Genomic DNA, 25,908 nt, shown 5'->3' on the forward strand with positions numbered 1-25,908 from the left:
AGTTTTGCGCCCTTGCACCCTTGTGCCTTTGCGTTAAAAAACGTGTTAAAATCACCCCATGCAACCCCCCGCTGAATCACCGAGAAAAACAAAAAAACACCGCTCGCGCCGGGTTTCATTTTCGCGCCTGAGCGTCTTTCTGTTTTTGATGATTGTCCTGATCGCCATTGGCGCGCTAGGCTGGGTGGCGTTGCGGGCGCAGTTCAACTACCCGTCCCTTGCCATAACCCAGGCGCCGGAAGTTAACTTCAGTGAACCTCCCACCCCCAGCGCATCCCCCGCGGTAGCCGCCGCCGAAGCCATCCCGGACCGCGCCCCCCTGCCGGCCGACGAAATCGGCCTGCTGCTGCTCGCCATCCGCGAAGGGCTGGATACCCATCTCTTCGCCTATCGGCCTGTGGAGTACGGCGGCGCAACTTTACCCCTGACGCGCCTCACCAACGGCGATTGGAACGACATCACTCCGGCGCTCAGCCCCGATGGAACTCGCCTGGCCTTCGCATCCAACCGCAGTGGGGGCTGGCAAATTTATATCTGGAATCTCGAAAACGGACAAATTGCCCCGCTGACCCAACAGCCCGGTTACAAAGCCTCGCCTTCATGGTCGCCCGATGGCCTGTGGCTGGCCTATGAGGGCTATGCCGAAAACAACCTGGATATTTTTATTCAGGCCGCCGATGGCAGTGGCGACCCGTTGGCTGTCACCAACCATCTGGGGGGCGATTTCGCTCCGGCGTGGTCGCCGCGTGGCCGCCTGATTGCCTTTGTCTCAACCCGTAGCGGACGCGAGCAAATCTGGCTCGCCGATCTGGATAAAAGCGGCGAAGAACGTTTTAAGTCCATCGAAAACCTGAATGAATCCCGTGCCGCGCATCCTTTATGGTCGGCAGATGGACGCTATCTCAGTTGGGGGGCAATTCTCGAAGATGGCTTCCACAAGATTTTCTCCTGGGATAGCGAAACGCCCCAACGCCCGCCGTTGGCGCTGGTCAGTGGTGACCAGCCCGCCTGGAGCCGCACCGGCAGCATCATCTACGCCACCCTCGAAACGCCCCACCAAACCTATCTCACCGGCTACGACATCGCCCAGCCCGATTTGGTCTGGTTGCCCCCTGTGGCGCTTCCAGGGAGCATCGTGAGCCTCACCTGGGCCGACCTGAGCGTCGAGAGCCTGCTCCCCAACCAACAGTCGGCCACACCTACCCTATTGTGGAATCCGGCCATTGAGCCGAATCCTGAAATCCCCGGCGAGCGCTGGAATATCGTTGAGCTTGGCGATGTCAGCGCGCCCTACCCCAAACTACACGACCGCGTTGACGAAGCTTTCAATGGCCTGCGTGCCCAAGTGGCCGTGCAAACCGGCTGGGATGCCCTCGCCAGTCTCGAAAACGCCTACGTCCCGCTCACCATTCCATTGCAGCCCGGCTATCAACAAGATTGGCTCTACACCGGGCGCGCCTTTGCCCTCAGCCCGCTACCGATTCATGCGGGTTGGATGGCAGTTGTGCGCCAAGATTTCGGTCAGGAAACCTATTGGCGCGTTTACCTACGCGCCCGCTATCAGGATGGCACACTGGGAGAGCCGCTGCACGCCCTGCCCTGGGACTTCGATGCCCGCTATCGCGCCGAACCGCGGCCCTACGAACAGGGCGGCGCGCTTATGTCCAATATCCCCGCAGGCTACTGGATCGACATCACTGAGCTGGCAGGCAACTACGGCTGGCAGCGCCTGCCTTCTTTCTCGAACTGGCGGTCAGCCTACAGCGCCACACGCTTTAACGAATTTGTGCGCACCGACGGCCTCGACTGGCAATCGGCAATGCTCGAACTGTATCCACGCGAAATTCTCATCACGCCCACCGAAATTCCCACCAATACCCCCACGCCAACGCCTACCTTCACCTTCACGCCAACCCTCACCCCCACGCGCACACTCACACCCAGCATAACGCTAAGTCCCACCCGCACGCTAAGCCCCACCGTGACACCCTCACCGACTCTGCCCCTCATAACCAGCACATCCACACCATGAAAAAACATATTATCCTGATAACGGCTGTCGCCGTGCTGCTGTTCCTCCCCGCGTGTACGCTTGGGGATGGAATCCCCTTTCAGGCTGAATCAGCCCAAGAGGCAGAATCTGGCCCGCTGGCAAGCCTCACCCCCGAGCAGGCTGTCGCCACAGCCACGCAGGTGGTTGCCACACTCGCCGCCAATCCCAACCCCGTGGCGGAGACTCCCCTCCCCACCCCAGTTGATGATCCGCTGCGCCTGGTTTTCCCCGCGGCAGAACCACCCCCGGTTTCGATCTGGCGACCGGCATTGTATCCGATCCCCTGGGAACCCACCGCGATGGATCATTTCTATTTTTCGCGGCCCATCGCCGCAAACGAAGTCAACTGGCCGTTAGACGAGTATCGTTATGGGGGGGTTTTCTTTGAAAATGTGGTGCATACCGGGGTAGATATCCCCGCCCCGCCGGGCACGCCAGTGCTGGCCGCGGGCGATGGTAAAGTAGTCTGGTCGGGCTATGGCCTGTACCGCGGCGTGTATGGCGATACCAGCGATCCCTACGGACAGGCCGTGGTGATTCAGCACGACTTTGGCTACCGCGGCAAGCAATTGTTTACCGTCTATGGGCATTTGCATGAAATTTTTGTGCGCCGCGGGACAACTGTAAAAACTGGCGATGAATTGGGGCTGGTCGGTTCCACCGGCAAAGTGACCGGACCGCACCTGCATCTCGAAGTTCGTTGGGGCGAGATGAATTTCTTCTACACACTCAACCCCGAATTATGGCTGGTGCCTCCCCAAGGCTGGGGGATACTGGTGATGCAAGTCAAACGCACCAATGGCAAAACCGCCTACTACCATCCGATGAAGATTATCTCGATCAATACCGGGCAAGAGTGGCGCGCTTATTCTTATGCGGATGGCGCGGTAAACCTGGATTTATATTATCAGGAAAATCTGGTTGTCGGCGACTTGCCTGCCGGACGCTACGAAATTCAGACTTCATATTCAGGCAAACTCTACACACTTGAATTTGACATCAATCCGGGCCGGGTGAGTTTTTTATCGTTTCAGGGCAAAAACGGCTTTGGCACCAACCCGCCGCCGCTGCCGGGAGCCAGGTTTGATCCATCGGATTTAGACCCAACGGCGACGCCAACGCTTGAGAATTAATGCTTGCCCTCACCCTGATTCTCGCTGCGCTCGAATCAGGGTGAGGGCAAACTTGTCAAACCTTGACAACTAGAACATTCGTGCTAAAATTGAGCTAAATTCTGAATGGATTTCATAAACAAGTACTTTTACATGGTGTTACGCGGACTTTGGTTATTGCTGAAGCCGCTATCCATTGGTGTTCGTGTCTTGATGGTAAAAGAAGATCAGATATTGCTCGTAAAACATGTCTATCAAGATGAATGGTTTTTACCGGGGGGATTGGTCGAACAAGGCGAATCGCTGCAAGCTGCTGCCCGGCGTGAAACTTCGGAAGAAGTCGGAGCTGATTTGCGTGATGTTACCTTGTTTGGCATTTATTCACATCGGGAATATCGCAAGATCGATCACGTGGTTGTTTTTCTATCGCGTGATTTTTCGTTAAATGGCGTTTCCGATGACGAAATTGAGCAATGCACCTTCTTCAATTTGCAGCAGCTACCCGCCGATATTTCTCCCGGAAGCAAGCAGCAAATCGAACATTATCTAAATGGAGATAGTCCCCAGTACGAGATGATTTGATAGAAATTTATGAAAGGTTGCGAGGTTTCGCTGACCAGATGTAAAAGAACGAGTAAAATATCAAAGTAGTTTCTCACTTAAAGCCGCAAAACTGATTTATTTTTTGGTTTACTTGACGTGAGATTGAATAAAGGAGTAAAAAATGGCGAAAGATTCATCAGATGCCCGTCAGGCTGCACTCGACAAAGCCATGGGCGATTTGGCAAAGCGTTACGGCGAAGGCACGATTATGCGTCTGGGTGATGCAACCCACATGTCGGTAGATGTCATCCCAACCGGTTCGCTATCGCTGGATATTGCACTGGGCGTAGGCGGGATTCCCCGCGGCCGGGTGACTGAAATTTACGGGCCGGAATCTTCCGGCAAAACAACTATCTGCCAGCATATTGTGGCCGAGCTACAAAATATGGGGGGTACGGCTGCATTTATTGATATGGAGCACGCTCTTGATCCGCGCTATGCTGCCGCGTGTGGTGTAGATGTTGAAAATCTACTGATTTCGCAACCCGATACGGGCGAACAAGCCCTGGAAATTGTTGAAGCTCTGGTTCGTTCCGGCGCAGTCGATATGGTCGTAATCGACTCTGTGGCGGCGCTGGTGCCGCGCGCCGAAATTGAAGGCGATATGGGCGATGCCCACATGGGCCTGATGGCCCGCCTGATGTCTCAAGCATTGCGCAAGCTCTCTGGAGCGATCAAGCAAACCAACACCGCCGTAATTTTCACCAACCAGCTTCGTCAGAAAATCGGCGTGATGTTTGGTAATCCCGAAACCACCACCGGCGGGCAGGCGCTCAAATTCTACGCCTCGGTGCGCCTGGATGTGCGCCGCATTCAATCGATCAAAGTTGGTTCAGAGATTATCGGTAATCGCACGCGTGTGCGCGTGGTCAAGAATAAAGTTGCACCCCCCTTCCAAACCGTCGAATTTGACATCATGTACAACGAAGGCATCTCAAAAGTCGGCGACATCGTTGACCTGGGCACCGATATGGATATCATCTCCAAACGTGGTTCGTATTATTCGTATGGCGACTTGCGCCTGGCGCAGGGCCGCGAAAATGCCAAAGAATTCTTGCGCGATAACCCCGATCTGCTTATGGAGATCGAAACCCTGATCCGCCAATCTTCGATGGAAAACAGCGCCCCGGCGCGTATTGTGGATGATGAAGAAGAGATGATGGAAGATTAGTATGCGCATCCATTGGCGTTGGATAGTGCTAAGTTTGCTGATCGGGCTGATGATAACAGGCTGCCGCGCGGAAGATACGCGCGGAACTCCAACACTCGATGTATACAAACCCCCGACGGTTGACCCGGCCATGCTTGATTTTCAGGCCACCGAGGCTGCTAAACTCACGGCAGTCAGCTTACCCACGCCCACGCCCGTTTGCAGCAACAATCTGCAATTTCTTGAAGACCTCAGTATCGAAGATGGAACTGTCGTTGCTCCGGGGGATGGTCTCGACAAACGCTGGAAAGTGCGCAATACTGGAACCTGCAATTGGAATACGGAATATGAAGTTCGGCTGGTTGCTGGCCCTATCATGGGCGCGCCTTCCCCCCAGGCGCTTTACCCGGCCCTGAGCGGCACCGAGACCGAAATTCGAATGGTATTCGCCGCCCCAGATGAACCGGGAGCTTATCGCAGCGCCTGGCAGGCCTTCGCCCCTGATGGCACCCCCTTTGGCGTTTCGTTTTTTATTGATATTGTCGTCGAAGGCGAAACCGCAACAGAAGAATAAGATTTTTACAAAAACGATATGACTTCACCCCTTAGCGCCAGCGCCCAACGCGTACAAGACGCGCTCAATATAATCGGCCTCAATTTGCACGTGGTCGAATTACCCGGCAGCACGCGCACCGCGGCTGATGCCGCCGCATCGATTGGTTGCACGGTGGCACAAATTGCCAAGTCGCTAATTTTCCGGCTGAAATCATCAGACCAGGCGTTGCTGGTAATTGCCAGCGGGGGCAACCGCGTAGACGAAAAACTTCTCGCCAAGCATATAGGAGAAAAAATCGGCAAAGCCGATGCCGATTTTGTGCGCGCACAAACCGGTTTTGTAATCGGCGGCGTACCGCCGGTAGGCCACAGCACTAAAATTCACACTTTCATTGACGAAGACCTGTTCCAGTTTGATGACATTTGGGCAGCGGCCGGAACCCCAAACGCCGTTTTTCGCCTGACGCCCGACAATTTATTGCGCGCCACACAGGGACAAGTGATTGCTGTAAAATAAGCAGCGGTCAGAAAATCCTAAAAAGATGGTTGTGCGGAGCGCAAAGCGCTCCGCACAACCATCTTTTTAGGTATACTAGACCAAATATGAAACGTGTGTATTTCAGTATTCTAGGCGTTGCCGCTGGTTTGATATTTTGGCTGCTGTTTGTTGCCCTAGGGCGCAGTGGACTTATGGCGCGTACACTGGCGCAGGTTTCAACAACCACAATTGCACAATCCCCTACAAATACCCAATCTCCCACCCTGTCTGCAACTCCTGCTCCACCCACAGTAACACCCTTTCAGCCGAACACGTTTACCCCGACCGCATCCATAACCCCCAGCAGCACACCAACCGCCACCTTCACCGAAACTCCGCTCCCCACACTCACGCCAAGCATTCCGAATGCCGCTGCCATCACTGGAATTTCTGGCCGCTGGCCTGCACTCTCGCTAGATTGCGAAGCCCGTTCTGCGGTAGATTGGGCAGCTTATTTTGGTACTCCCATTGATGAGTTGGCCTTCTTCAACAGCCTGCCACTTTCCGACAACCCCAACAAGGGCTTTGTGGGCAATGTTTACGCGCCCTGGGGACAGGTTCCGCCAGCGGATTATGGCGTGCATGCCAGCCCTGTGGCGCAACTCTTGCGGGCCTATGGCCTCAAGGCCGATGCGGTAACTGGCCTGAGTTGGGACGCACTACGCAGCGAAATTGCTGCCGGACAGCCAGTCATTGTGTGGGTCATCGGCAGGGTTGCACTCGGCACACCGGTGGCGTATACATCTACCGATGGCGCCAAAACCACTGTGGCGCGCTTCGAGCATACTGTGATCGTAATTGGCTATGATGAAACCCGCGTAACCGTTTTGGATGGCGACTGGGTCTATCAACGCTCGGTGAATGATTTTCTGGATTCATGGAGTGTCTTGGGGAATATGGCGGTGATCTGGAATGACTAAGCAGGCACGACGACGCGCGGCCCCGGTGAGGAAACCCAAATCTAGGGCGAGTACTGCATTGGGATGGTTGTTCGTCGGAACACTAGCCCTGGCTCTGGGGGGATTTCTGGGATGGGCATTATTTGTCTTTATGGATGGATATTCCACGGTGCAGGCTTTCGCCCATACCAGCACGCCCACGCTCAGCCCGTCTCCCAGCGCCACGGGCACAGCCACCCCCGCGGAGGCACAACCTACCCTCACTCCGCTGCCCCCACCCACGGCTACGCGCCGCATTCCGCCATCTCTTTCTCCGACAGTATCTCACACGCCCGTTCCCGTCCCCACGCGCCATGTCTCATCCACCCCGCCACCCAACTCGAAAATTGAAGGCTTTGTGGGCGACAAACAGGCGCTCCCGCTAAGTTGTGAGGCCAGCGCTGCCACAGATTGGGCGGCTTTTTTCGGCATCCAGATTGATGAACTGGCCTTTCAATCTCAGTTGCCGGTCTCAGACAATCCGCAGAGCGGTTTTGTGGGCGATGTCGAAGGCAATTGGGGGCGGGTTCCGCCTGAACCGTATGGTGTCCACCCAGAACCTGTGGCGCATCTGTTACGGGTTTATGGCGCTTCGGCCTGGCCGATGCACAATATGAGTTGGGAAAGTTTGAAAAATGAAATTTACGCCGGACATCCTGTGATCGTTTGGGTGGTGGGGCATGTGGTCCGCGGCACTCCGGTGGCGTATACGGCTAGTGATGGCTCAGAAATTACGGTAGCCCGCTACGAGCATACCGTTGTGGTGACAGGGTTTGACGAACATCAGGTATGGATTGCCGACGGCAAAGATGTATATACACGCTCGATTGAGCGTTTTCTGGAATCGTGGGGGGTATTGGGAAATCTGGCGATTATCTGGCGGGAATAAAATTCCCGGGAATTATTTCTTCAGTCAATTTCAAAACTGGTTTCGGCGAAATCAACATCAATGCGTTCCGGGCGCACCAGCGTGCCTTCTTCCTGAACTTCGTCTTCAAATTCCTGAATATAAAAAAGTTGCACTGTGGCGTTGTAGATACCATAAGGCGTTTCACCACGCAGGTGCATGGTGATTTCCATTTTAGGGTCAATCGTCTCGATAATATTGGCATTGGCAACCATATTGCCAAAAGCGTCACGAATGATGACTTCCCCGCTGGGGCGCTGCTGAAAGGGTGTCACTTCGAGGTATATCTTCACCCGACGGCCATCTGGCCAGGGATTGGCGCTAAACTCGCGGATACGCACTTCATCCGGGGGCAAAGGCACATCAGAAGGGTCTGTAAAGAAAATATCCATTATTTCAAATCCTTAAAAACGAAGCGCAAAGCCGCAAGAGTTTCGGCCTTTTTTTATTACTCGTCGAAAAGATAAGTTGATTCGGCGTAGTAGCGCACCCGTTTGGCGGCCAAACGCGCCTTCATCCAGGCTTGCAAGGCAATATTCTTGTCTTCCAGCGATTTTTCCGCAGCGAGTTCTTCGAGCGGAAAATTTAGATGCAATACGCGCGGCGAGATCGTGAACCGCGTGCTTCCCGGGGGCATTAAGTAGCCTTCACTGACAATATAAAGAATTTCATCAATACGGAATTGAGGCAGCATGACCAGTCCGCTCAGCTCCGGATAAATTTTTTCGAGTGATTCCATATCGGTGATAAGTGTACGGTCAAGGGTGGCGCGGTCTTTATAAGCATCCACCACCCGGTTGAGAGTCTGCATCCGCTGGAGCAATTTATGATGCGAGGTGAGTAGCTGATAATACTCGCCATTTGGACAACTGATAACGGCCAATGTGTGCAGGCTTTGGGGATAATGTGTCATCATGTCGCTATCCCCGGGTTTCACAATCACCTCCGGCAATGCCAACATCCAGTCAATAAAATCGGAAGAAGAAGGCCCCCATACTACATGATGCCAGGGCGTCATCCCAAGGCCAGGGTCATCCGCCGGGACAACTTGCACAACAATATGCTCAATTCCGAGGCTTTGAATCGCTGTGACACGATTAGCCCCATCCAGCACCATATACGAATTAGTTTCATCGCGCAATGGCACAACGATGGGGGGATTGCGCAGCCTGCCGCTTTCGCTGATCGCGCGTGCAATCGGTGGGGTTCGCTGTGGGTCGTGGTATTCGTGGAGAATTAATTTATCAACGGGAAGAATTGCCAATAATGGCAAATCACGGATTTTCGTCATGATAATACTCTCAAGCAAAATTACTCAACTTTGATGGGAAATTCAGGCAAAACTAATCGGGCATTAGCGTACCACGGTTTATATGAAGCGTCAAAACTTTCAAAACACAGACATGGCCGCAAGCGTCGCCTGCGGCCATGTCTGTGTTGATACGCAATCCGATTCTATCTAGTTGATCAAATAAGCCAATCCTACTGTACCCGGACCAGCATGGGTTCCGACCACCGGGCTAACTTCCGAAAATATAGTTTCATCCACATTGCCCAATTGTGCCTGAGCAGCTTCTAACAAGGCTTTGGCATCTTCATGCGCTGAGGCGTGCAACGTCGCCAATTTAATTGTTTTCCCGCCCTGGGTGCGTTCTGCCAAAATTTCGATCAGGCGGTTATGCGCCTTGGTTTTGGTGCGTACGCGCTCGATAGCTTCCACGCGGCCATCGCGCACTTCCAGAATTGGCTTCAGTTGCAAAGCCGTCCCTAAAAAGCGCGAGGCCCCACCAATGCGTCCACCGCGGTGCAGAAATTCCAGCGTGTCCACGGCAAAAACCACCCCTGTGCGCTGTTTGAGGTCTTCAGCCAGAGCTTTACACTCAGCCAGCGAAGCGCCCTTCTCAGCAGCGCGCGCCACTTCAAGGACAACAAATCCCAACATCATGGCAACGCCCTGCGAGTTGATAATTTCAATATTCGCATCGGGAAAAAATTCCAGAGCCTGCGTCGCGGAACTAATCGTGCCTGAAAGCTTATCCGATACTAAAATCGCCAAAATATCTTTGCCCTGCCCCAGCAATTTTTCATAAAGTTCTTTGAAATCTTTTACCGCAACCTGAGAAGTCGTCGGCATAACATCAGCGGTACTCAGGCGGTTGTAGAATTCAGCAGGTTGAATATCTACCCCATCGCGCAGGGTTTCTTCGCCCCAAATCAGAACCTGGGGCGCAACTGAGATGCCATATTTTTCTACCATCTCGTCGGGTAAATAGGCCGTACTATCGGTAATGATGGCTACGTTTGACATACCACCTCACTTTCAAAGACTCAGAAAATAATATATCCAATACGCATTTCAGATACTCGAAGATATTTCAGTGATGCGTATTGGAGAAGACGCTCAACATTCTTCAATCTTCGTATGTATACGCCAAACCTACGGTGCCAGGGCCAACGTGGGTACCAATTACCGGGCTGACTTCTGAACGAATGGCTTCAATCGCACTCATCCTTGCGCTGGCATCATCCAAGACCCGATTGGCATCTTCGCTGGAATTGGCATGTAACGTTGCCAAACGAATATTCTTCTTCCCAGCAACCCGCTCGCTGATAACTTCAATCAGGCGCTCATGCGCTTTACGCTTGGTACGAACTTTGTCTACGGGTTCAATCACACCATTTGTAACTTCCAGCAACGGTTTAAGCTTGAGTGCCGTGCCTAAAAAGCGCGAAGCTCCACCAATCCGTCCACCGCGATGGAGAAATTCAAGCGTGTCCACTGCAAAAATAACGCCAGATCGGCTACGGACATCTGCTGCAGCCGCTTTGCATGCCGCCAAATCGGCGCCTTCTGCTGCCGCACGGGCCGCAGCCAAAGCCTGGAAGCCCAGCGCCATCGCCGTTGTTTCCGAATCGAAGATTTCAATCGTAGCATCGGGCACCATTTTATAAGCCTGCTCGGCGGAAGAAATCGTCCCTGATAACTTAGACGAAATCAAAACCGACAGAATTTCATATCCTGCACTGTGTAAACGCTCGTAAGCGTCTTTGAAATCCTGGATCGTAGCCTGGGATGTAGTTGGCATCACATTAGCAGTTTCGAGGCGGGTATAAAACTGCGTAGGGGTAATATCAATATCATCACGGTAAGTTTCTTCTCCCCAAATCACCGTCAGGGGGACAACCGTCATATTATATTTTTCAACCAAGTCTTTCGGAAGATAAGCGGTACTATCGGTAACAATAGCGACTTTCGACATATTTTTTCTCTCCAGTAGATAATTACTAACTTGGGCTTTCGCTGCGTCGCAAAAGCCCTTTAATAAAAATAAGGGTAAACATACCTCAGGATATAACCCAATGATGATCGATAAGTTGCGGGGAGATTATTTTGGCTTGGCTGGCTTCACGCGAGCGCAAACTTTCCAACAAAAAAGGACGGAGAAATCCGTCCTTTCTGCGCTCTCGGCGCGACTCGAACGCGCGACCCCTTAGTCCGCAACCAAGTGCTCTATCCACTGAGCTACGAGAGCATGTGCGCCAGAATTCTACACCAAGATACAAAAAATGGCAACACTATGGCTGTACGGATAGCACAACACCAAACGTGTTTATATCCAGCGTCCAGGCGCTGCCGGGTTGATAGCGCTGGTATTCAGCAAAATCTTCGGGGCTATAGGTATACACACCATCATCGGTTTGGAATACAACACTATACGTTTCGCTGCGCTGATCGCCCAAACGTTGGTCATTGCTCAGGTTGGGGGATGGCCATTCAGCGTTGAGATTTGAGCCATTGGCAACAATCTTGTCGGCAAACGACCAATCCAACACCGTATAGGAACAAAAATCATCATAGACCTGGTATTCACAATCTTGCACGACTTCAGCAAAGCCACTTCCCGAATCGACGGAGTAGGGTGTGCCACAAACTTCTTTAGAGTTCTCAGCTGGTGTAGAACTTGTATAGCGATATTCTTGAACGCAAGAAATATCCTCAGCACCTGCCGGCAGTTCATCGTGCCAGGCGCTGCGCTCCACCGGGCCAAAAGCTTCAATATTGACCGAACGCTCCCACTGTACCTGCTGAACGACCCCGCTAACGCTATTGGAGCGCATGGATAACAGCGCCACGACGGCCATACCCAAACAAATCAGTACAGCCACGACAATCAGGGCGACTGGTTTCTTTTTGCTTTTCGGTTGTCCTGCAACTGCGGATGCTCCAGCAGCTTGCTGAGGCATTCCGGGCAGAACAGCAGCTTTCAGCGGAGCGCCACACTCACCGCACTGACCAACCGTGGCAGGATTCTCAGCGCCACAAGCATCACAAGCCACCGCCTGCGCGGGGCCACTCTGATACGCGCCAATCACGCGGCCCGTTTGACGTTTTGTACCCTCCGAAATATCCGCACCACAGTGGACGCAGGTTTCGGCGTCGCTGGTGTTGCGCGTGCCACAATAGGCACAGTGAATATCGGGGCCTGCCTTGGCTTGCTCAATCAAGGCTTTGTCTGCGATGATTTCCTGTTGTGCAACCTGCTCAAACTGGACATCTTCGGGCTGAGGCGCGCCACACATCGTACAGGTTTTCTCCCGTCCGAGGTTGCGATTATCGCAATTCGGGCAACGCCACTGCAATTCAATATGACCTAATTCCTTACGAGCCATACCTCACTCCTATTCTGCGAGCCTATCCGCCAACGCAGCCATCCCAGAACCAACATATGTGCCAATTACCGAGCAAAGCCTTTGGGCTGCCTGTGTGCTTTTCTGAGCAAAAAAATAATCTCCTGACCAGAAAAGATGCCGCTGATTATACCACCCGGCCAAGCCTCAACATGCTATACTTGGCAATTATGAAACATGTTGCCCGCTCAACCATCATTGTAGGCGTTTTCTTCGCCCTCGAAAAAGCGCTTGGCTTTATACGCCAGGTCGTCATCGCCCGCACATTCGGCCTCTCTGCCGAAATTGATGCCTTCAACGCCGCCAACAATTACCCCGATCTGCTCTTTGCGCTGATCTCTGGCGGGGCATTGGCGATGGCCTTGATCCCTGTACTCAGCCAACAACTCGAAAAAAGTGGGAAAACCGCGGCCTGGGGCCTTTTCTCGCGCATTGGCAATTTGCTCTTTCTGGCAACTGCCGGGCTGTCGCTGCTGATCGGTCTGTTCGCGCCTGCCATTGTGACCTCCTGGTGGGGCGTTGCACCGCATTTCAGCGTTGAGCAACAGAATCTGGTCATTGAGTTGATGCGCATTAATCTATTTGCCACATTGCTCTTTTCGATGAGCGGATTGATGATTGCCGGATTGCAAGCCAATCAGCATTTTTTGCTCCCCGCGCTCGCGCCCAGTATGTATGATGTGGGCATGCTGGTTGGGGTGCTGATTCTCGCCCCCACGGAGGGCTTCACCCTGGGGGGAATCACGCTCCCGGCTCTGGGGTTGGGAGTTCATGGCCTGGTGTATGGGACTGTGCTCGGTGCGCTGCTGTTTTTCCTGGCACAAATTCCGGGGCTGATTCACTTCCAATTCCGCTGGACGCCGCGTATAGAGTTTGGCAATCCCCACGTCCAGCAAGTCATCCGCCTGATGCTGCCGCGCATCGGCACGGTTTTCTTCATCCAGGTGATTTTCCTGGCGCAAGACAATTTTGCCTCCGCTCTGCCTGCCGGAGCCGTCACCGCGCTGGTTTATGGCTGGTTATTCATGCAAGTACCTGAGTCCCTGATCGGCACAGCCATTGGCACCGCTTTACTGCCCACACTCTCCGAACACAGCGCCCGCGGCGAAAGAGATGCATTCCGCAGCGCGCTGGAAGCCACCGTGCGCACTATTCTGGCGCTGACCATCCCCAGCGCGATATTGCTCGCCATTGGCATCCGCCCGCTGATCGCGATTCTCGGCTTTGACCCTGCCGGAAGCGAACTCGTCGTCTGGACGGTACGCGCCTATATGGCGGGCCTGGTGGGGCATTCACTGCTCGAAGTGGCGGCGCGCGCCTTTTATGCCCGTCAAAATGCCCTTACCCCTCTGCTGACATCTTCCATCACGGCATTGGCTTTTGTTCTTACCGGGCTGATATTTTCCCGCCAAATGGGAGCGCCTGGGATCGGGCTGGCGAATACACTGGTCTTCACCCTTGAGGCGTTAGCGCTATTGTGGCTTCAGGAAAAATCACTGGCCTATTGGCTGCGTTTGGCAAAACCGTTGCTACGCGTGGTTGTGGTATCCTTGGTCAGTGGCGGGCTGGCTTATATATTACAAACCCAGCTTCCACTCGACAATCTCTCCACCAGTATGCACGCCCTGAGCGGATTGGCTATAATGGGCTTCGGCGCAATACTTACCTTGCCCTTTATCTGGCCGGAGATAAAATTGCTGGGCAAGATATAAACAACATCACCAGACCTCCAAGATTTTAAACGCTTTAGGACTTACACAATGCGATAAAAAATATCGGAGGTCTTCACGCAATTATGAATCAAGAACACTATAAACAATTTCTTATCGAATATACCAGGCGCGCCCTCGATGGCAGTGATGGCACGCCAGATGGGGCTGTGCGCTACCTCAATCAACTCAAAAAGCCAGGTATTTTTTCCTCGCAAGAAAAGAAAACTGCTTATGTGCGCGCCCAACGCATATTCGCTGAAATGAACGACCGACCGCTTTGGCTGATATTGAAAGCTCTGGGACTATCCCCAGAAGATTTAGAATAAAACCAACAGACATTCACCACAAAGACACAATACCCCGAAGGGTACAGGCGGCACGAAAAAATGCCATCCTTTGAGTCTTTGTGCCTTCGTGGCGAACTCTAGGAGCAAAATTTATGAGCATGACTTCACGGGAACGTGTTTTAGCCTGCATAAATCATGAAGTGCCCGATCGTGTGCCAATTGTCATCGGCGAGAGCAATGCCACCGGCATCAAAATGCACACCTACAAAGGCATCAAAAAAATGATCGGCGTGAACGCCCCCGACGAGTATATTTATGGCTGGCCGGAGCTTGGCACCGCCAGGATTGATGAGGAAACCATGCAACGGCTGCACAGCGATGTGCGCGGCGTGCGCGATCTGGAGCCAGAAGCGGTGCGCCAGCGCAACCGCAACCGTCCACCCCACAGCGATTGCATCGATTCGTGGGGTAGCGGGCAGCGCGAAGTTGAAGAGGGTTACTGGTATCCCGGCGTACATCCTATCCCCGAGGCAAAAGCCATCGAAGATATTGAAAACTACACTGGCTGGCCAGACATGAGCGACCCATCTCGCGTCGCGCATGTCAAAGAGCAGGCGCGCAAACTGGCCGAACAAAACCAATATGCCATCCTGGCGACCCCGTGGCTGCTCTTCCCCTTTGAGCGGGCACACGCGATGCAGGGCATGGATGTTTTTCTGCTCAATATGGCAATGTATCCAGATTTTGCCAAAGCCTTGTTGACCAAAATCACGGAAGTTTGTAAAGAACTCATGGGCCCTTTCCTGGCCGAACTGGGCAACAACGTGGATATCATCAAAATCGGAGATGATCTGGGGACGCAAGAGAGCCTGCTCATCTCTCCGAAGATGTATCGCGATCTTCTCAAGCCATTGCACGCCGATCTGATTAGTTTCATCAAGGCGCGCACCGACGCCAAAATTTTCTTCCACACGGATGGTGATGTCCTGCCCCTGGTGGATGATTTTATCGAAATTGGAATCGATATTCTCAATCCGATTCAAACCTCAGCGGGAAAAATGTCAGATTTAGCGCAAGTGAAGCAACGGGCTGGCAAGAACCTGGTATTATGCGGCGCAATGGACACCCACAAAGTTTTGCCCTACGGCACACCCGAAGAAGTGCGCCAGGAAGTCAAACGCGTGATCGAACACCTTGGCCCCGGCAGCGGTTATATGTTGGCCTCCGTGCATACTGTGATGAACGATGTTCCCCCGGAAAATGTGCTGGCAATGGTCGATGCTGTAGAAGAGTTTGGGTATTACGAATAAAAGCCCCCATCCCTAACCCTTCCCCCAATGGGAGAAGGGAACAAAGAACGCAAAAAAGATGAGTCGCTGTAAAATACAGCGACTCATCTTTTTTGCGTCAATCTCCCTCCCCCGGCGGGGGAGGGGGTTTTCTATTCTTTCTCGTAAGGTTGCCCATCAGCGGCGGGCATCTGGCCGCGGCCAACCACCCCGGCCAGCGCCACCATTGTGGCAATATAGGGGAACATCAGCATGATTTCCGATGGAATCGGCACCCTCAAAATAGCGATTTTGGCGGCAAGCGCATCAAAGAAACCAAACAACAAGCCCGCGCCAAACGATCCGATGGGATTCCAGTTGCCGAAGATCATAGCGGCCAAACCAATAAAACCGCGCCCGGCTGTCATCACTTCGTCGAAGCGGCCCACCGAACCCAGCGTGAAGTAAGCCCCGCCAAATCCGGCCATCATTCCGCCCAGGATGACCGAAATGTAGCGTGTGCGGAAGACATTAATCCCCAACGTGTCGGCAGCTTTAGGATGTTCGCCCACGGAGCGCGTGCGCAAACCCCAGCGCGTGTAATACAGGCCAACCGTCAGCACAATCAGGAAGATATACAGCGCATACACAAACATATTGTGCTGGAACATGATCGGCCCAATAAAGGGGATTTTTGAAAGCACAGGAACTTCAATCGTTGGGAAACGCCCCGGATCGTTGAGATGCTGGTAACGCTGCAAAAACTTGGCAGAAAGGAATGATGTAATCCCCGTAGCGAAGATGTTAATCACCGTCCCGGCGATGATCTGATCGGTTTTGTATTTGATCGAGAGTACTGCCAGTATCCAGGCCAGCAGACCGCCCGAAAGCACCGCGGCGAAGAGGCCAATCCAGATATTGGTGACACTGCCAACAAACGCGCCAACAAAGGCACCAGTGAGCATCATACCTTCGATGGCGATGTTGACCACACCGGAGCGCTCACACAGAACTCCGGAGAGGGCGCCAATTGTCAGGGGAACCGCCTTGACCAGGGCGCTGCGGAACAGTCCTGCCAAATTGAGCGTCCCACCCGATGTGGCCCAACTCAGGAAACCAAAGATAAACATGGCGGCTGCCAGGCCCAGCATGAGCGTGGTGCGCTTGCCAAAACCGCGGGCAAGCTGATAGCCACCCAGTGCAATACTCAATACAGAAAGCATATTGAGCATATTTTGGCTGTTGAATACCCAATCGGGAAGTTCCTGCGCTGAGCCTCCCGGAGTCAACCTGAAGGTAGTCAGCGCGTCCCCACCGATACCGCGGCCAAACATAATCCACAGTAAAATGCCCAGGGACAGAAAAAGGATTCCCATCACCCGACGCCGAGTCGGAGAAATATATTCAAAGTTATTCGTTGCAGTTGCCATGATTAGTTGCCTCCCCAACCGCGGAGTGTAACAGCATCCAAATCCATATCGGGTTCTTTCAATCGGTACATAGTGCGGATAATCGCCGGTGCAGCAATGAAAGCCAGAATTGCGGCTTGCAAAACCGAGATAATGTCAATCGGGATGCCCGCCGTGAGTTGCATTTGAATAGCGCCATTGCGCAGGAAGCCAAACATGATGGCTGCCAGCACCACCCCCAACGGATTGCTCTTACCGAGCAAGGCTAGCGCAATCGCGTCGAAACCATAGCCAGAGGAAAAGGCCACTGCGAGGTTGTGGTTGACGCCCAAAACCTCGTTGGCGCCTGCCAACCCTGCCAGACCACCCGACAGGAACATGGCAATGACTGTACTTTTCATGATGCTCATCCCGGCATATTTGGCAGCCCGCGGGTTTGAACCCACCGTGCGCAGCGTGAAGCCCCAGGTGGTTTTAAACAGCAGCCAGTACACCAAAAAAGCAAAAAACAAGGCAACGAAAAAGCCAATGTGGAAACGAATGGGATTCTCAAAAAAGCGGAAAAGTTTGGCTGAATCCTGAATATCGGCGCTGACGGGGGTGTAGCCATCGGGGTCTTTCAACGGGCCGCGCAGCAAAAATTCGCTCAAACGGAAGGCAATATAGTTCATCATAATCGTGTTGATGACCTCGTGCCCACCGGTCTGCGCTTTGAGCCAGCCGGGGATAAACCCCCACAAGCCGCCGCCGATAAAACCCGCCAGCAGCGAAATCGGCACGTGGATGATGGCAGGTAATCCTTTGAGAAAGATCGCCGCGATCACGGTGGTTGTCGCACCAATGAAAAGCTGGCCTTCCGCACCGATGTTGAACAAACCTACCCGGAAACCCAGCGCAACGGCTAACCCGGCGAAAATATAAGGCGTGGAAGCCACCAGACTCTCAAAAAACGGATTGATCGCCCGGCGAATTTCTTCGGCATCGCCGCCCTGAAAGGCTGCCACGATCTTGGCTGGGTTGCCTACCGAGCCAGTAAATAAAGCCTGATAAGTTTTCCAGGCAGCATTGGCGCCAATTTTGATCGCTTCCCAGGGCGAGGCAGAGAACGCAGCATACGCTTCTTCGGTGGTAATGGCAACCAGCAACCCGCCCAGCAGCAATCCAGTGAGAATTGCCAAAACAGTGACGGTTAGGGGGCTTTTGGACAACTCTTCCAGAAAGATTTTGCCGCCATCTTTCTTGTTGGGTTGTTCGCTTTCTTTATTGGTCATAGATTATTCCTCAAAGTACTTACCACGAAGACACAAAGTCACGAAGATAAAAGGAAGAGATTTTTATCTCTTTGTGTCTTCGTGTCTTTGTGGTGAATATCATTTATGCGACAGCGTTCTCAACCACCCCCGCCATCAGCAGGCCGACTTGTTCTTTGGTAACATCCTGCGCGTCTACAATGGCAATGATCTCACCACGATACATCACCGCGATGCGATCTGAGAGTTCCATAATCTCGTCAAGTTCCGTTGAAACCAGCAACACAGCACAACCCGAATCGCGTTTTTCAATCAGCCGACTGTGAATATATTCAATCGAACCAACATCCAGGCCGCGCGTTGGTTGTGCGGCTACCAGGAATTTGATCGGACGGGAAAATTCGCGTCCGACAATCACTTTTTGCTGATTGCCACCCGATAACGAACCCACCGGAATCAAAGAGCTTGGTGTACGCACATCAAAATTCGAGACAATTTTATCCGCTGATTCCAATACAGTATCCTGTTGCAGCATAACGCCTTTCGCAAATGGCTCCAGATAATAGGTGTTCAGCACCAGATTATCTGCAATTGGCGCAGTCAGCACCAAGCCGTCTTTCTGGCGGTCTTCAGGGATGTGCGCCGACCCCAACTCGGTGATGGTACGTGGCGAAGCCTTGGCAATTGATTCGCCCAACAGAGTAATTTCGCCGCTGACGGGGTGTGTCAATCCGGTCAGCGCTTTGACCAATTCGGTCTGTCCGTTGCCTTGCACGCCGGCCACACCCAAAATTTCACCGGCACGCACATCAAAGGAGATTTTCTTGACCATGACCTGATCTGTCTCGTCGAGAACAACAATATCTTCAACTTCGAGTACCACTTCTTGCGGGTCTGCGGGCTGCTTTTCGACATGCAGATCAACCGCTCGCCCGACCATCATGGCAGCCAGTGAATTTTGATCGGCTTCTTCGGGCAGAGCCGAACCCACCACTTTGCCCCCGCGAATCACGGTAATCCGGTCAGCAAATTCGAGTACTTCGCGTAATTTGTGAGTAATAAAAATAATCGATTTGCCGCTCTCAACTAATGAGCGCATGATCGTGAATAATTCGTCTACTTCCTGAGGGGTAAGTACGGCAGTCGGTTCATCCAAGATCAAAATATCCGCTTCGCGGTAGAGCAGCTTGATAATTTCGACGCGCTGCTGCACACCCACGGGCAGATCTTTCACATATGCGTTCGGATTCACCTCGAGCCGGTACTGTTCCGAAATCTCGCGAATGCGCTTGGCCGCCGAACGGCGATCCAGCAATCCACCCATGCGCAGGCTCTCGTCGCCCAGCATCACGTTCTCGGTTACAGTAAACACCGGAATGAGCATAAAGTGCTGATGAACCATCCCCACACCGGCTGCGATGGCATCACGCGGCGATGTGACAACAATTTTTTGCCCGTTAACAAAAATTTCGCCCTCATCGGGCGCATACAGGCCATATAAAATATTCATCAGGGTGGATTTTCCTGCTCCGTTTTCCCCCAGCAAGGCGTGGATCTCTCCCTTTTCTAGCGTGAGATCAATATGATCGTTTGCCAGTACGCCAGGAAACCGTTTGGTAATTCCACGTAATTCAAGAATCGGCGCCATAGATACCTCATCATGTCTCAATAAATTTTGACTGATTATCGGGTGATTATATCATGGGGATTCTGAAAAAAGATGCGTGTCTCGCCTATTTGGGCTGCACAAGCTCGGAAACGGACGCGAAAAAAAACACCAAAAATACTACGGAATATTCTCTGCCACCAATTCAATCGTCCCGCTTTGCACCTCGGTGTACATTTCTTCGACGCTGTGCAAGCGCCCCATGCTCAGCCAATCCGGGTTAATCTCGCTGAAGGCCAGCGAAACATCCACAACTTGCCCATTTACTCCGGCTGCGAACTCAGGCCAAAAATTATAATAGGCTTCGAGGGGAGAAAATATGAGTGAAGCCACCCAGGAGGCGCGCACATTTTCGGGGGGCAGGCTCGTGCCAATCATCTGCGCGCCTGCCTGAGCGATATAGCGCATCAGGTTCTCATCCCCAGCCCCCGGGCCAAGATAGATCATCTCCACATTGCGCTGCAACAAAAAATCGACCGCGGCCTGCCATTCGGCTGCATCCGCGCCCGCATTCGCTTGATAATATAAAGGGTACTCCAAAAAAGGCGGGTACGTAGGCGAACACGCGCCACAGTAAAATTTTGCGCCAGTCAGAAAACTACGCCGCGCCAATTGTCCGGCTTCGGTATCCGCCACGCTAATCACCCCCACACGCCAATCGGGGGTAAGCATGGCGGCGATATATCCGGCCAAAAAGCCCTGCTGATCGAAACGCCCGCCATCGGCGCCGATCACGCTGATATTTGAGGCAGCCTCAATGCCATTTACGCCAACAGCCAGAAAACGCGTTTCCGGTGCAGCCGCGGCCCAGATCGCCAAATCGGGGGCAGGGGGCAATGCGATCACCCACTGAATATCATCGGCCTGGATGCTCTCGATAGACAGTGAGGGGCGCATTTGATAGCGCAATCCGGCTGCGGGAATGGCCTGTGTCAGGTGAGTTTGAAGCGCATCCACCAGGGCTGGATCCGCGCCATCGGGAGCAAACAGCACCCCCACGGGTGGGAGCGGCGTGGCTGCAGGTGGAGGAGGCTCTGTGGGCAAAGAAGTTGGTTCTGCCTCCGCCGGAGGTTGAGTCGCCGCAGTGCGCTCCGCGTCTGCGCCACTGCATCCGGCCAGGCCAATCAGCAAGATTATGAAGAATATTCCAACAAATATTCGGGTAGACTTCATTCGTTCACTACTCCCGTAAGAAAATTATTGGCTATTTGGGAATCGTCGGGGTTGCCCCCAGATATAGGGGTGTACGGGGTGCTTCGCACCCCGTACACCCCTATATCTGGGGAATGTCCCGCCAGTTCCTAATGAACCTGTATTTTACTTCATTCGGGCATTCAGCGCGCCTGTAATCTTGTAACCCTGAGCCGTGGCGCGTATTGTATAATAAGCACAGACTCGAGCTATACGATTCCATGGCGGCATCACAAAGCAATTTAGTACACACTATTTTAGCAAAAAAATGACTCTCCCCAAAACCGAGCAAACCCCCGATGATCCCCAGCGCCTGCCAGCCGCGCGCAGACGACGCGCCCAGCGCAAGTTGCTCCCGCTGGCTCCGGATGAGCGCGAGGCTTTTCTCGACGAAATTGCACAGCGTACATCGCCATCATTTGATTTCTTTCTCTTTTCTGTGCTGGCGGGGCTGACGGTCGGTATTGGCCTGCTGCTTGATTTACCGGCATTACTTGTACTCGGAGCCGTTCTGGCTCCGACAATGGCACCGCTGGTGGGGATAGCGCTGGGCGCAATTAGCGGCTCCGCTCAGTTTTTTGGGCGCAATTTACTGGGGCTGGTTATGGGCAGCGGGTTGGTCTTTATTGCCAGCCTGAGCCTGGGGTTGGTTGCCCGCAACGGTGGTGTATTTGAGATCACCCAGGCTTATTTACACACGCGCATTGCCTGGCATCATTTTGTTGTGCTGACTATCGGTAGCGTGCTGACCACGATTGCGATCGCCCGCGGGGGTAAACGCACGGCGGTTGCCAGTGTGGCGCTGGCCTACGAAATCTATGTGCCACTGTGTGCAGCCGGTTATGGGCTGGGCAGCGGCACACTCCATTTATGGCCCGATGGGCTGGTGGTATTTATCATTCATATGGCCTGGGCAATCATTTTGAGTACTTTTACGCTGGTTGTACTCGGTTTTCGCCCGCTGACTCTCTTTGGCTACACGGCAGGGGGGATGCTCAGCCTGATTGGGTTGATTCTAATCATTGGGCTGGGCGGCGCAGGCGCAGCCGTGGGGGGGCAGGTTGCAATCCCAACCGCACGACCCAGCAAAACACCCACTCCTTCACAAACTTTTACGCCAACACTTTCACCTACCATTACCGAAACCCCTCTCCCTGTCACGGCTACACTACCTGTTACGTTGACGGCTTCGATTACGCCATCGCCCACAAATACGCTGCCACCCAGCCCTACACCGGTTTATGCGCGGGTCAACGCTCCCGAAGAGTATGGCGGGGCCATTCTGCGAAGCGAACCCGGCTTTGACGGCCGCGCACTTACATCTTTCCTGAATGGTACTTTGATCGAGCTTTTATCGGATGTCCCCGCGGAGGCCGATAACCGGCAATGGCTGAATGTGCGCCTCCCTGGCGGGCCGGAAGGCTGGATGCTGCAATCGGTGATTTCTGTCGCTACCCCCGTGCCCAATTGGTAATAATTTGGGTTAGATTAAATCTTTAGGGGTGAAGGCTTTGGGGAGTAACTCGCCCACGCGCAGCTCTTCGACAAGATTACCTTGTTCGTCGGCGATCAACACCAGGGTGTCCAGACCGAATTCCGCCATCACCTGACGGCATGATCCGCAGGGGGAGCCGCCATTCTCGGTGACCACCGCGATCATTTCAAATTCTCGCTCACCTTCCGAAACTGCCTTGAAGATCGCCACCCGCTCGGCGCACATCGTCACCGGATAGGCAGCGTTTTCCACATTCGCCCCAAGATAAGTTTTGCCAGTGGCCGTATAGAGCGCCGCCCCAACCGGGTAATTTGAATAAGGGGCATAAGCATTCTTGCGCGCCTTCACAGCTTTTTGAATCAATTCAGTTTTTTGCATTTTATTCATTTTCATTGATTTGCCCTGTTGACCAAACCCGCTGCGCACGCACTTTGCGGATGCGCCGTTTGCTCACCAGTTCCACGGTCAGGGTTAAATTAGCTTGGGTGAGGCTTTCACCGGCAACAGGAATTTGTCCCAGGCGCGTGTAGATATACCCACCAAGCGTGTCGGCTTCATCGTTGGGCAAATCGCAGTCCATGATCTCATTGAAGTCATCCAGATCAATGCGGCCCTGAAAAACATAATCGCCATTCTCCAATCGGCGGTAGGGCAGTTCTTCTTCGTCGTATTCATCCTGAATTTCACCGAAAATTTCTTCGATGATGTCTTCCAAAGTTACCACACCGGCAACGCCACCATACTCGTCCACGACAATCGCCATATGGACGCGTTTTTGCTGCATTTCAGCCAGGAGTTCATCCAATTTTTTCGCTTCGGGAACAAAATAAGGTTCACGCAGTAGATCGCGGCGCAGGTCAGTTTGCCCATTACCTTCACGCCAAACTTGCAATAAATCTTTAGCATAGAGCAAGCCCAATATATGATCGATATTTTCCTCATAGACGGGCACGCGCGAATAACCCGAATTGAGCAGGGTATCTACAGCAACAGATAATGGAGCGCCAATTTCCAGGGCATGAACATCGATGCGCGGCACCATAATTTCGCGGGCCAGAGTATCATCCAACTGGAAGATTGAGTGAATCATTTTTCGCTCTTCTTGTTCAAGAATGCCATCTTTTTGCCCCACATCCACCAGCGTTCTCAACGCATCTTCTGTAACCATGCTAGTGTGTTCATTTGATTTGGCAATTTCTCGCGACAAGAATAAGCTGGCCCCGATTAACGGGAAAAAAAGCAGCGTCACGAGACGCACAAAGCCCGATAAACGCAATATCCAACTTTCGGGATCGCGTAACACGTTACGCTCTGCGATCCACTCTACCCAGGCTACCAACAAGCCAGCCGCCAGCAACACACCGAACTTACCCCAGAGTGTAGTGATACCTGCATCGGCTTGAACTACCAGATAGATACCGCCAATTTGGAAAAAACGTAATAAGGATTGCAAAAGATGCAAACCTGCATAGGGGCGCGGCATTTTTTCGATCAATTCAAGAGTGCGCTTTGCATTAGGCTCATTCAACTCGCGCATGTGAATCAATCGCGCCAGGCTGGCATGACGCAACGCGGCACGCGCCGCGATAACAACGAGATCAACAGCTAATACAAATAATAAACCTGAAACAATTACTGAAGTATGCATACTAATCCAATTTCCGTATTGTGCGGGCAGGCATGCCCACAACCAGGGTTTTCTCTGCAACTGTTTTCGTTACCACAGAGCCTGCTCCGGTACGCGCACCTGCGCCAATTTTTAATGGCGCAACCAGCATGGTATCGCTGCCGATGAATACATCATCGCCGATTTCTGTAGGATGTTTGTGTTCACCGTCATAATTACAGGTGATCGTCCCAGCCCCAATGTTGACCTTGGCTCCAGTGGTGGTATCGCCAAGATAGGAGAAATGCCCCATTTTGGTGCCCGGCCCGAGGTAAGAGTTTTTTACTTCCCCAAAATTCCCCATGTGGACACCCGCAGCCAGATGAGCGCCTTTGCGTAAATGGGCAAAGGGGCCAATATCCACATCATCTTCGAGCAAGGCTGCCTCGACTACGGAAGCAAAGACTTCGCAGCGGTGGCCCAATTTCGAATCGCGGATGAAGGAGTTTGGCCCGATGATGCAGGCTGTGCCAATGTCGGTTGAACCGATGAGATGGGTGTTCGAGGCAATGACGGTGTCACGGCCAATCTGAACTGTTGGCTCAATATAGGTTGTGGCAGGGTCTTGAAGGGTGACACCTGCCAGCATCCAGGCACGGTTGATGCGCTGCTGCATACTTGCGGCGGCATCGGAAAGATGCACGCGGGTATTAATACCGATCATTTCGGTTTCATCGGTTGTGGGGATGGCCTGCACGGAGTGGCCTTCTTTTACCGCAATTTCCACCAGATCGGTAAGGTAGTATTCGCCTTTGGGAGAAAGTTCAACCCGTTTGAGCGTATCCCATAACCAATCTGCCGAGAAACAGAACACACCGGTATTCAGTTCTTTTATGGCAAGTTCTTCGGGCGTAGCTTGCGCTTCTTCCACAATGGCCCTCACTGAGCCATCTTCGCCGCGCACAATCCGCCCAAAGCCACGCGGATCATCGGCAATCAGAGTCAGCACACTAATCGGCCCCGTATGATTTTGCTGCACTTCAAGGAGCTCCTGCACGGTTTCAGCGGTCACCAGGGGCATATCGCCATACAGTATGAGTACATAATCGCTCTTACCCCGCAGGAGCGTTTCGGCCTGTTGCACAGCGTGACCTGTGCCCAACTGTGGTTTCTGCAGCACATATTCGGCAGCCTCGCCAACAGCGGCGCGCACCTGTTCGGCTGCATGCCCCACCACCAACACAGACGGCGATTGGGTAATTGCCTGAGCTACAGCAACCGGATACCGGATCAACGGCTGACCCAGGATGGGGTGCAAAACTTTCGGCAGGTCTGAGTGCATACGAGTGCCTTTGCCTGCCGCTAAAATCACAACGCTTGTTTTCATATATTACTCCACACGAAAAAACATCGTGCCGCGGTTGCGCTACACGAAGTTGTCAGTATGCTGTTCTTCAATTGGCAATCTAAATGGGGGTC

At 53.0% G+C, this 25,908-nt stretch carries 24 protein-coding genes and 1 tRNA gene; 12 read left to right on the forward strand and 13 right to left on the reverse strand.

Features of this window, described 5'->3' with window-relative positions; genetic code table 11:
- The first annotated feature begins 58 nt into the window (after positions 1–58).
- The 8 genes from HN413_05830 (at position 59) to HN413_05865 (ending at position 7,838) form a co-directional block, all read left to right on the forward strand.
- Complete coding sequence (locus HN413_05830) at positions 59–2,032, forward strand: hypothetical protein (GenBank protein ID MBT3389912.1); 1,974 nt, start codon at positions 59–61, stop codon at positions 2,030–2,032.
- Entirely contained in the window at positions 2,029–3,186 is a 1,158-nt protein-coding gene (locus tag HN413_05835; GenBank protein MBT3389913.1) for a peptidoglycan DD-metalloendopeptidase family protein, read from the forward strand. Before HN413_05830 ends, HN413_05835 begins: the two co-directional genes overlap by 4 nt.
- Positions 3,187–3,291: 105 nt before the next feature.
- Positions 3,292–3,747 (forward strand): NUDIX domain-containing protein, encoded by a 456-nt coding sequence (locus tag HN413_05840; GenBank protein MBT3389914.1) that lies wholly within the window; start codon positions 3,292–3,294, stop codon positions 3,745–3,747.
- Positions 3,748–3,889: 142 nt separating this feature from the next.
- Positions 3,890–4,939 (forward strand): recombinase RecA, encoded by a 1,050-nt coding sequence (gene recA / locus HN413_05845; GenBank protein ID MBT3389915.1) that lies wholly within the window; start codon positions 3,890–3,892, stop codon positions 4,937–4,939.
- Position 4,940: 1 nt separating this feature from the next.
- On the forward strand, positions 4,941–5,492 hold the full coding sequence (locus HN413_05850; GenBank protein MBT3389916.1) for a hypothetical protein: 552 nt from the start codon (positions 4,941–4,943) through the stop codon (positions 5,490–5,492).
- 18 nt (positions 5,493–5,510) lie between these two features.
- Positions 5,511–5,990 (forward strand): YbaK/EbsC family protein, encoded by a 480-nt coding sequence (locus HN413_05855; GenBank protein MBT3389917.1) that lies wholly within the window; start codon positions 5,511–5,513, stop codon positions 5,988–5,990.
- 86 nt (positions 5,991–6,076) lie between these two features.
- A complete protein-coding gene (locus HN413_05860) occupies positions 6,077–6,931 on the forward strand; it encodes a hypothetical protein (protein ID MBT3389918.1) in 855 nt (284 codons plus the stop codon).
- A complete protein-coding gene (locus HN413_05865; GenBank protein MBT3389919.1) occupies positions 6,924–7,838 on the forward strand; it encodes a hypothetical protein in 915 nt (304 codons plus the stop codon). The genes HN413_05860 and HN413_05865 overlap by 8 nt, the downstream gene beginning before the upstream one ends.
- Positions 7,839–7,858: 20 nt before the next feature.
- Here the strand turns inward: HN413_05865 and HN413_05870 are convergent, their stop codons facing one another.
- The 6 genes from HN413_05870 to HN413_05895 form a co-directional block, all read right to left on the reverse strand.
- Complete coding sequence (locus tag HN413_05870) at positions 7,859–8,248, reverse strand: hypothetical protein (protein MBT3389920.1); 390 nt, start codon at positions 8,246–8,248, stop codon at positions 7,859–7,861.
- A gap of 56 nt (positions 8,249–8,304) precedes the next feature.
- Positions 8,305–9,147, reverse strand: a complete 843-nt coding sequence (locus tag HN413_05875; protein MBT3389921.1) for a ParB N-terminal domain-containing protein — start codon at positions 9,145–9,147, stop codon at positions 8,305–8,307.
- A gap of 168 nt (positions 9,148–9,315) precedes the next feature.
- Positions 9,316–10,164, reverse strand: a complete 849-nt coding sequence (locus tag HN413_05880; GenBank protein ID MBT3389922.1) for a DegV family protein — start codon at positions 10,162–10,164, stop codon at positions 9,316–9,318.
- A gap of 103 nt (positions 10,165–10,267) precedes the next feature.
- Positions 10,268–11,116 carry a DegV family protein gene (locus tag HN413_05885; GenBank protein MBT3389923.1) on the reverse strand — a complete coding sequence of 283 codons (849 nt, stop codon included), beginning with the start codon at positions 11,114–11,116 and terminating at the stop codon, positions 10,268–10,270.
- Positions 11,117–11,316: 200 nt separating this feature from the next.
- Positions 11,317–11,389 (reverse strand) — tRNA-Arg (locus tag HN413_05890).
- Positions 11,390–11,432: 43 nt separating this feature from the next.
- Positions 11,433–12,527: a zinc ribbon domain-containing protein gene (locus tag HN413_05895; protein ID MBT3389924.1), complete on the reverse strand. Its 1,095-nt coding sequence runs from the start codon at positions 12,525–12,527 to the stop codon at positions 11,433–11,435.
- 188 nt (positions 12,528–12,715) lie between these two features.
- Here HN413_05895 and murJ point away from each other — a divergent pair, with 188 nt between their 5' ends.
- The 3 genes from murJ to HN413_05910 all read left to right on the forward strand — a co-directional run bounded on the left by murJ (position 12,716) and on the right by HN413_05910 (position 15,854).
- Positions 12,716–14,257 (forward strand): murein biosynthesis integral membrane protein MurJ, encoded by a 1,542-nt coding sequence (gene murJ, locus HN413_05900; protein ID MBT3389925.1) that lies wholly within the window; start codon positions 12,716–12,718, stop codon positions 14,255–14,257.
- Positions 14,258–14,340: 83 nt separating this feature from the next.
- Complete coding sequence (locus HN413_05905; GenBank protein ID MBT3389926.1) at positions 14,341–14,583, forward strand: hypothetical protein; 243 nt, start codon at positions 14,341–14,343, stop codon at positions 14,581–14,583.
- A 113-nt stretch (positions 14,584–14,696) separates the two neighbouring features.
- Entirely contained in the window at positions 14,697–15,854 is a 1,158-nt protein-coding gene (locus HN413_05910; protein ID MBT3389927.1) for a hypothetical protein, read from the forward strand.
- A 131-nt stretch (positions 15,855–15,985) separates the two neighbouring features.
- Here HN413_05910 and HN413_05915 read toward each other — a convergent pair whose 3' ends face one another.
- The 4 genes from HN413_05915 to HN413_05930 all read right to left on the reverse strand — a co-directional run bounded on the left by HN413_05915 (position 15,986) and on the right by HN413_05930 (position 21,310).
- Positions 15,986–17,242 (reverse strand): ABC transporter permease, encoded by a 1,257-nt coding sequence (locus tag HN413_05915; protein ID MBT3389928.1) that lies wholly within the window; start codon positions 17,240–17,242, stop codon positions 15,986–15,988.
- Between the two features lie 2 nt (positions 17,243–17,244).
- Positions 17,245–18,492: an ABC transporter permease gene (locus HN413_05920; GenBank protein ID MBT3389929.1), complete on the reverse strand. Its 1,248-nt coding sequence runs from the start codon at positions 18,490–18,492 to the stop codon at positions 17,245–17,247.
- A 103-nt stretch (positions 18,493–18,595) separates the two neighbouring features.
- Positions 18,596–20,119, reverse strand: coding sequence for an ABC transporter ATP-binding protein (locus HN413_05925; protein ID MBT3389930.1), 1,524 nt, complete (start codon positions 20,117–20,119; stop codon positions 18,596–18,598).
- Between the two features lie 138 nt (positions 20,120–20,257).
- A complete protein-coding gene (locus tag HN413_05930; GenBank protein ID MBT3389931.1) occupies positions 20,258–21,310 on the reverse strand; it encodes a hypothetical protein in 1,053 nt (350 codons plus the stop codon).
- A gap of 286 nt (positions 21,311–21,596) precedes the next feature.
- On the opposite strand from HN413_05930, the gene HN413_05935 reads away from it, so the two are divergent.
- Complete coding sequence (locus HN413_05935; protein ID MBT3389932.1) at positions 21,597–22,802, forward strand: DUF389 domain-containing protein; 1,206 nt, start codon at positions 21,597–21,599, stop codon at positions 22,800–22,802.
- A gap of 9 nt (positions 22,803–22,811) precedes the next feature.
- On the opposite strand, the gene cdd is transcribed toward HN413_05935, so the two are convergent.
- The 3 genes from cdd to glmU are packed head-to-tail and all read right to left on the reverse strand — an operon-like array spanning position 22,812 to position 25,816.
- Positions 22,812–23,201, reverse strand: a complete 390-nt coding sequence (cdd, locus tag HN413_05940) for a cytidine deaminase (GenBank protein MBT3389933.1) — start codon at positions 23,199–23,201, stop codon at positions 22,812–22,814.
- A gap of 1 nt (position 23,202) precedes the next feature.
- Entirely contained in the window at positions 23,203–24,471 is a 1,269-nt protein-coding gene (locus HN413_05945; protein MBT3389934.1) for an HlyC/CorC family transporter, read from the reverse strand.
- Position 24,472: 1 nt separating this feature from the next.
- A complete protein-coding gene (glmU, locus tag HN413_05950; protein ID MBT3389935.1) occupies positions 24,473–25,816 on the reverse strand; it encodes a bifunctional UDP-N-acetylglucosamine diphosphorylase/glucosamine-1-phosphate N-acetyltransferase GlmU in 1,344 nt (447 codons plus the stop codon).
- Positions 25,817–25,908: the final 92 nt, after the last annotated feature.

It is taken from the genome of Chloroflexota bacterium (assembly GCA_018648225.1).
Lineage (GTDB): Bacteria > Chloroflexota > Anaerolineae > Anaerolineales > UBA11858 > NIOZ-UU35.

What these genes read in the sequence shown, in the direction of transcription:
- HN413_05830 (MBT3389912.1), top strand. Translation starts at nt 59, where the DNA reads ATGCAACCCCCCGCTGAATCACCGAGAAAAACAAAAAAACACCGCTCG.
- HN413_05835 (MBT3389913.1), top strand. Translation starts at nt 2,029, where the DNA reads ATGAAAAAACATATTATCCTGATAACGGCTGTCGCCGTGCTGCTGTTC.
- HN413_05840 (MBT3389914.1), top strand. Translation starts at nt 3,292, where the DNA reads ATGGATTTCATAAACAAGTACTTTTACATGGTGTTACGCGGACTTTGG.
- recA (MBT3389915.1), top strand. Translation starts at nt 3,890, where the DNA reads ATGGCGAAAGATTCATCAGATGCCCGTCAGGCTGCACTCGACAAAGCC.
- HN413_05850 (MBT3389916.1), top strand. Translation starts at nt 4,941, where the DNA reads ATGCGCATCCATTGGCGTTGGATAGTGCTAAGTTTGCTGATCGGGCTG.
- HN413_05855 (MBT3389917.1), top strand. Translation starts at nt 5,511, where the DNA reads ATGACTTCACCCCTTAGCGCCAGCGCCCAACGCGTACAAGACGCGCTC.
- HN413_05860 (MBT3389918.1), top strand. Translation starts at nt 6,077, where the DNA reads ATGAAACGTGTGTATTTCAGTATTCTAGGCGTTGCCGCTGGTTTGATA.
- HN413_05865 (MBT3389919.1), top strand. Translation starts at nt 6,924, where the DNA reads ATGACTAAGCAGGCACGACGACGCGCGGCCCCGGTGAGGAAACCCAAA.
- HN413_05870 (MBT3389920.1), bottom strand. Translation starts at nt 8,248, where the DNA reads ATGGATATTTTCTTTACAGACCCTTCTGATGTGCCTTTGCCCCCGGAT.
- HN413_05875 (MBT3389921.1), bottom strand. Translation starts at nt 9,147, where the DNA reads ATGACGAAAATCCGTGATTTGCCATTATTGGCAATTCTTCCCGTTGAT.
- HN413_05880 (MBT3389922.1), bottom strand. Translation starts at nt 10,164, where the DNA reads ATGTCAAACGTAGCCATCATTACCGATAGTACGGCCTATTTACCCGAC.
- HN413_05885 (MBT3389923.1), bottom strand. Translation starts at nt 11,116, where the DNA reads ATGTCGAAAGTCGCTATTGTTACCGATAGTACCGCTTATCTTCCGAAA.
- HN413_05895 (MBT3389924.1), bottom strand. Translation starts at nt 12,527, where the DNA reads ATGGCTCGTAAGGAATTAGGTCATATTGAATTGCAGTGGCGTTGCCCG.
- murJ (MBT3389925.1), top strand. Translation starts at nt 12,716, where the DNA reads ATGAAACATGTTGCCCGCTCAACCATCATTGTAGGCGTTTTCTTCGCC.
- HN413_05905 (MBT3389926.1), top strand. Translation starts at nt 14,341, where the DNA reads ATGAATCAAGAACACTATAAACAATTTCTTATCGAATATACCAGGCGC.
- HN413_05910 (MBT3389927.1), top strand. Translation starts at nt 14,697, where the DNA reads ATGAGCATGACTTCACGGGAACGTGTTTTAGCCTGCATAAATCATGAA.
- HN413_05915 (MBT3389928.1), bottom strand. Translation starts at nt 17,242, where the DNA reads ATGGCAACTGCAACGAATAACTTTGAATATATTTCTCCGACTCGGCGT.
- HN413_05920 (MBT3389929.1), bottom strand. Translation starts at nt 18,492, where the DNA reads ATGACCAATAAAGAAAGCGAACAACCCAACAAGAAAGATGGCGGCAAA.
- HN413_05925 (MBT3389930.1), bottom strand. Translation starts at nt 20,119, where the DNA reads ATGGCGCCGATTCTTGAATTACGTGGAATTACCAAACGGTTTCCTGGC.
- HN413_05930 (MBT3389931.1), bottom strand. Translation starts at nt 21,310, where the DNA reads ATGAAGTCTACCCGAATATTTGTTGGAATATTCTTCATAATCTTGCTG.
- HN413_05935 (MBT3389932.1), top strand. Translation starts at nt 21,597, where the DNA reads ATGACTCTCCCCAAAACCGAGCAAACCCCCGATGATCCCCAGCGCCTG.
- cdd (MBT3389933.1), bottom strand. Translation starts at nt 23,201, where the DNA reads ATGCAAAAAACTGAATTGATTCAAAAAGCTGTGAAGGCGCGCAAGAAT.
- HN413_05945 (MBT3389934.1), bottom strand. Translation starts at nt 24,471, where the DNA reads ATGCATACTTCAGTAATTGTTTCAGGTTTATTATTTGTATTAGCTGTT.
- glmU (MBT3389935.1), bottom strand. Translation starts at nt 25,816, where the DNA reads ATGAAAACAAGCGTTGTGATTTTAGCGGCAGGCAAAGGCACTCGTATG.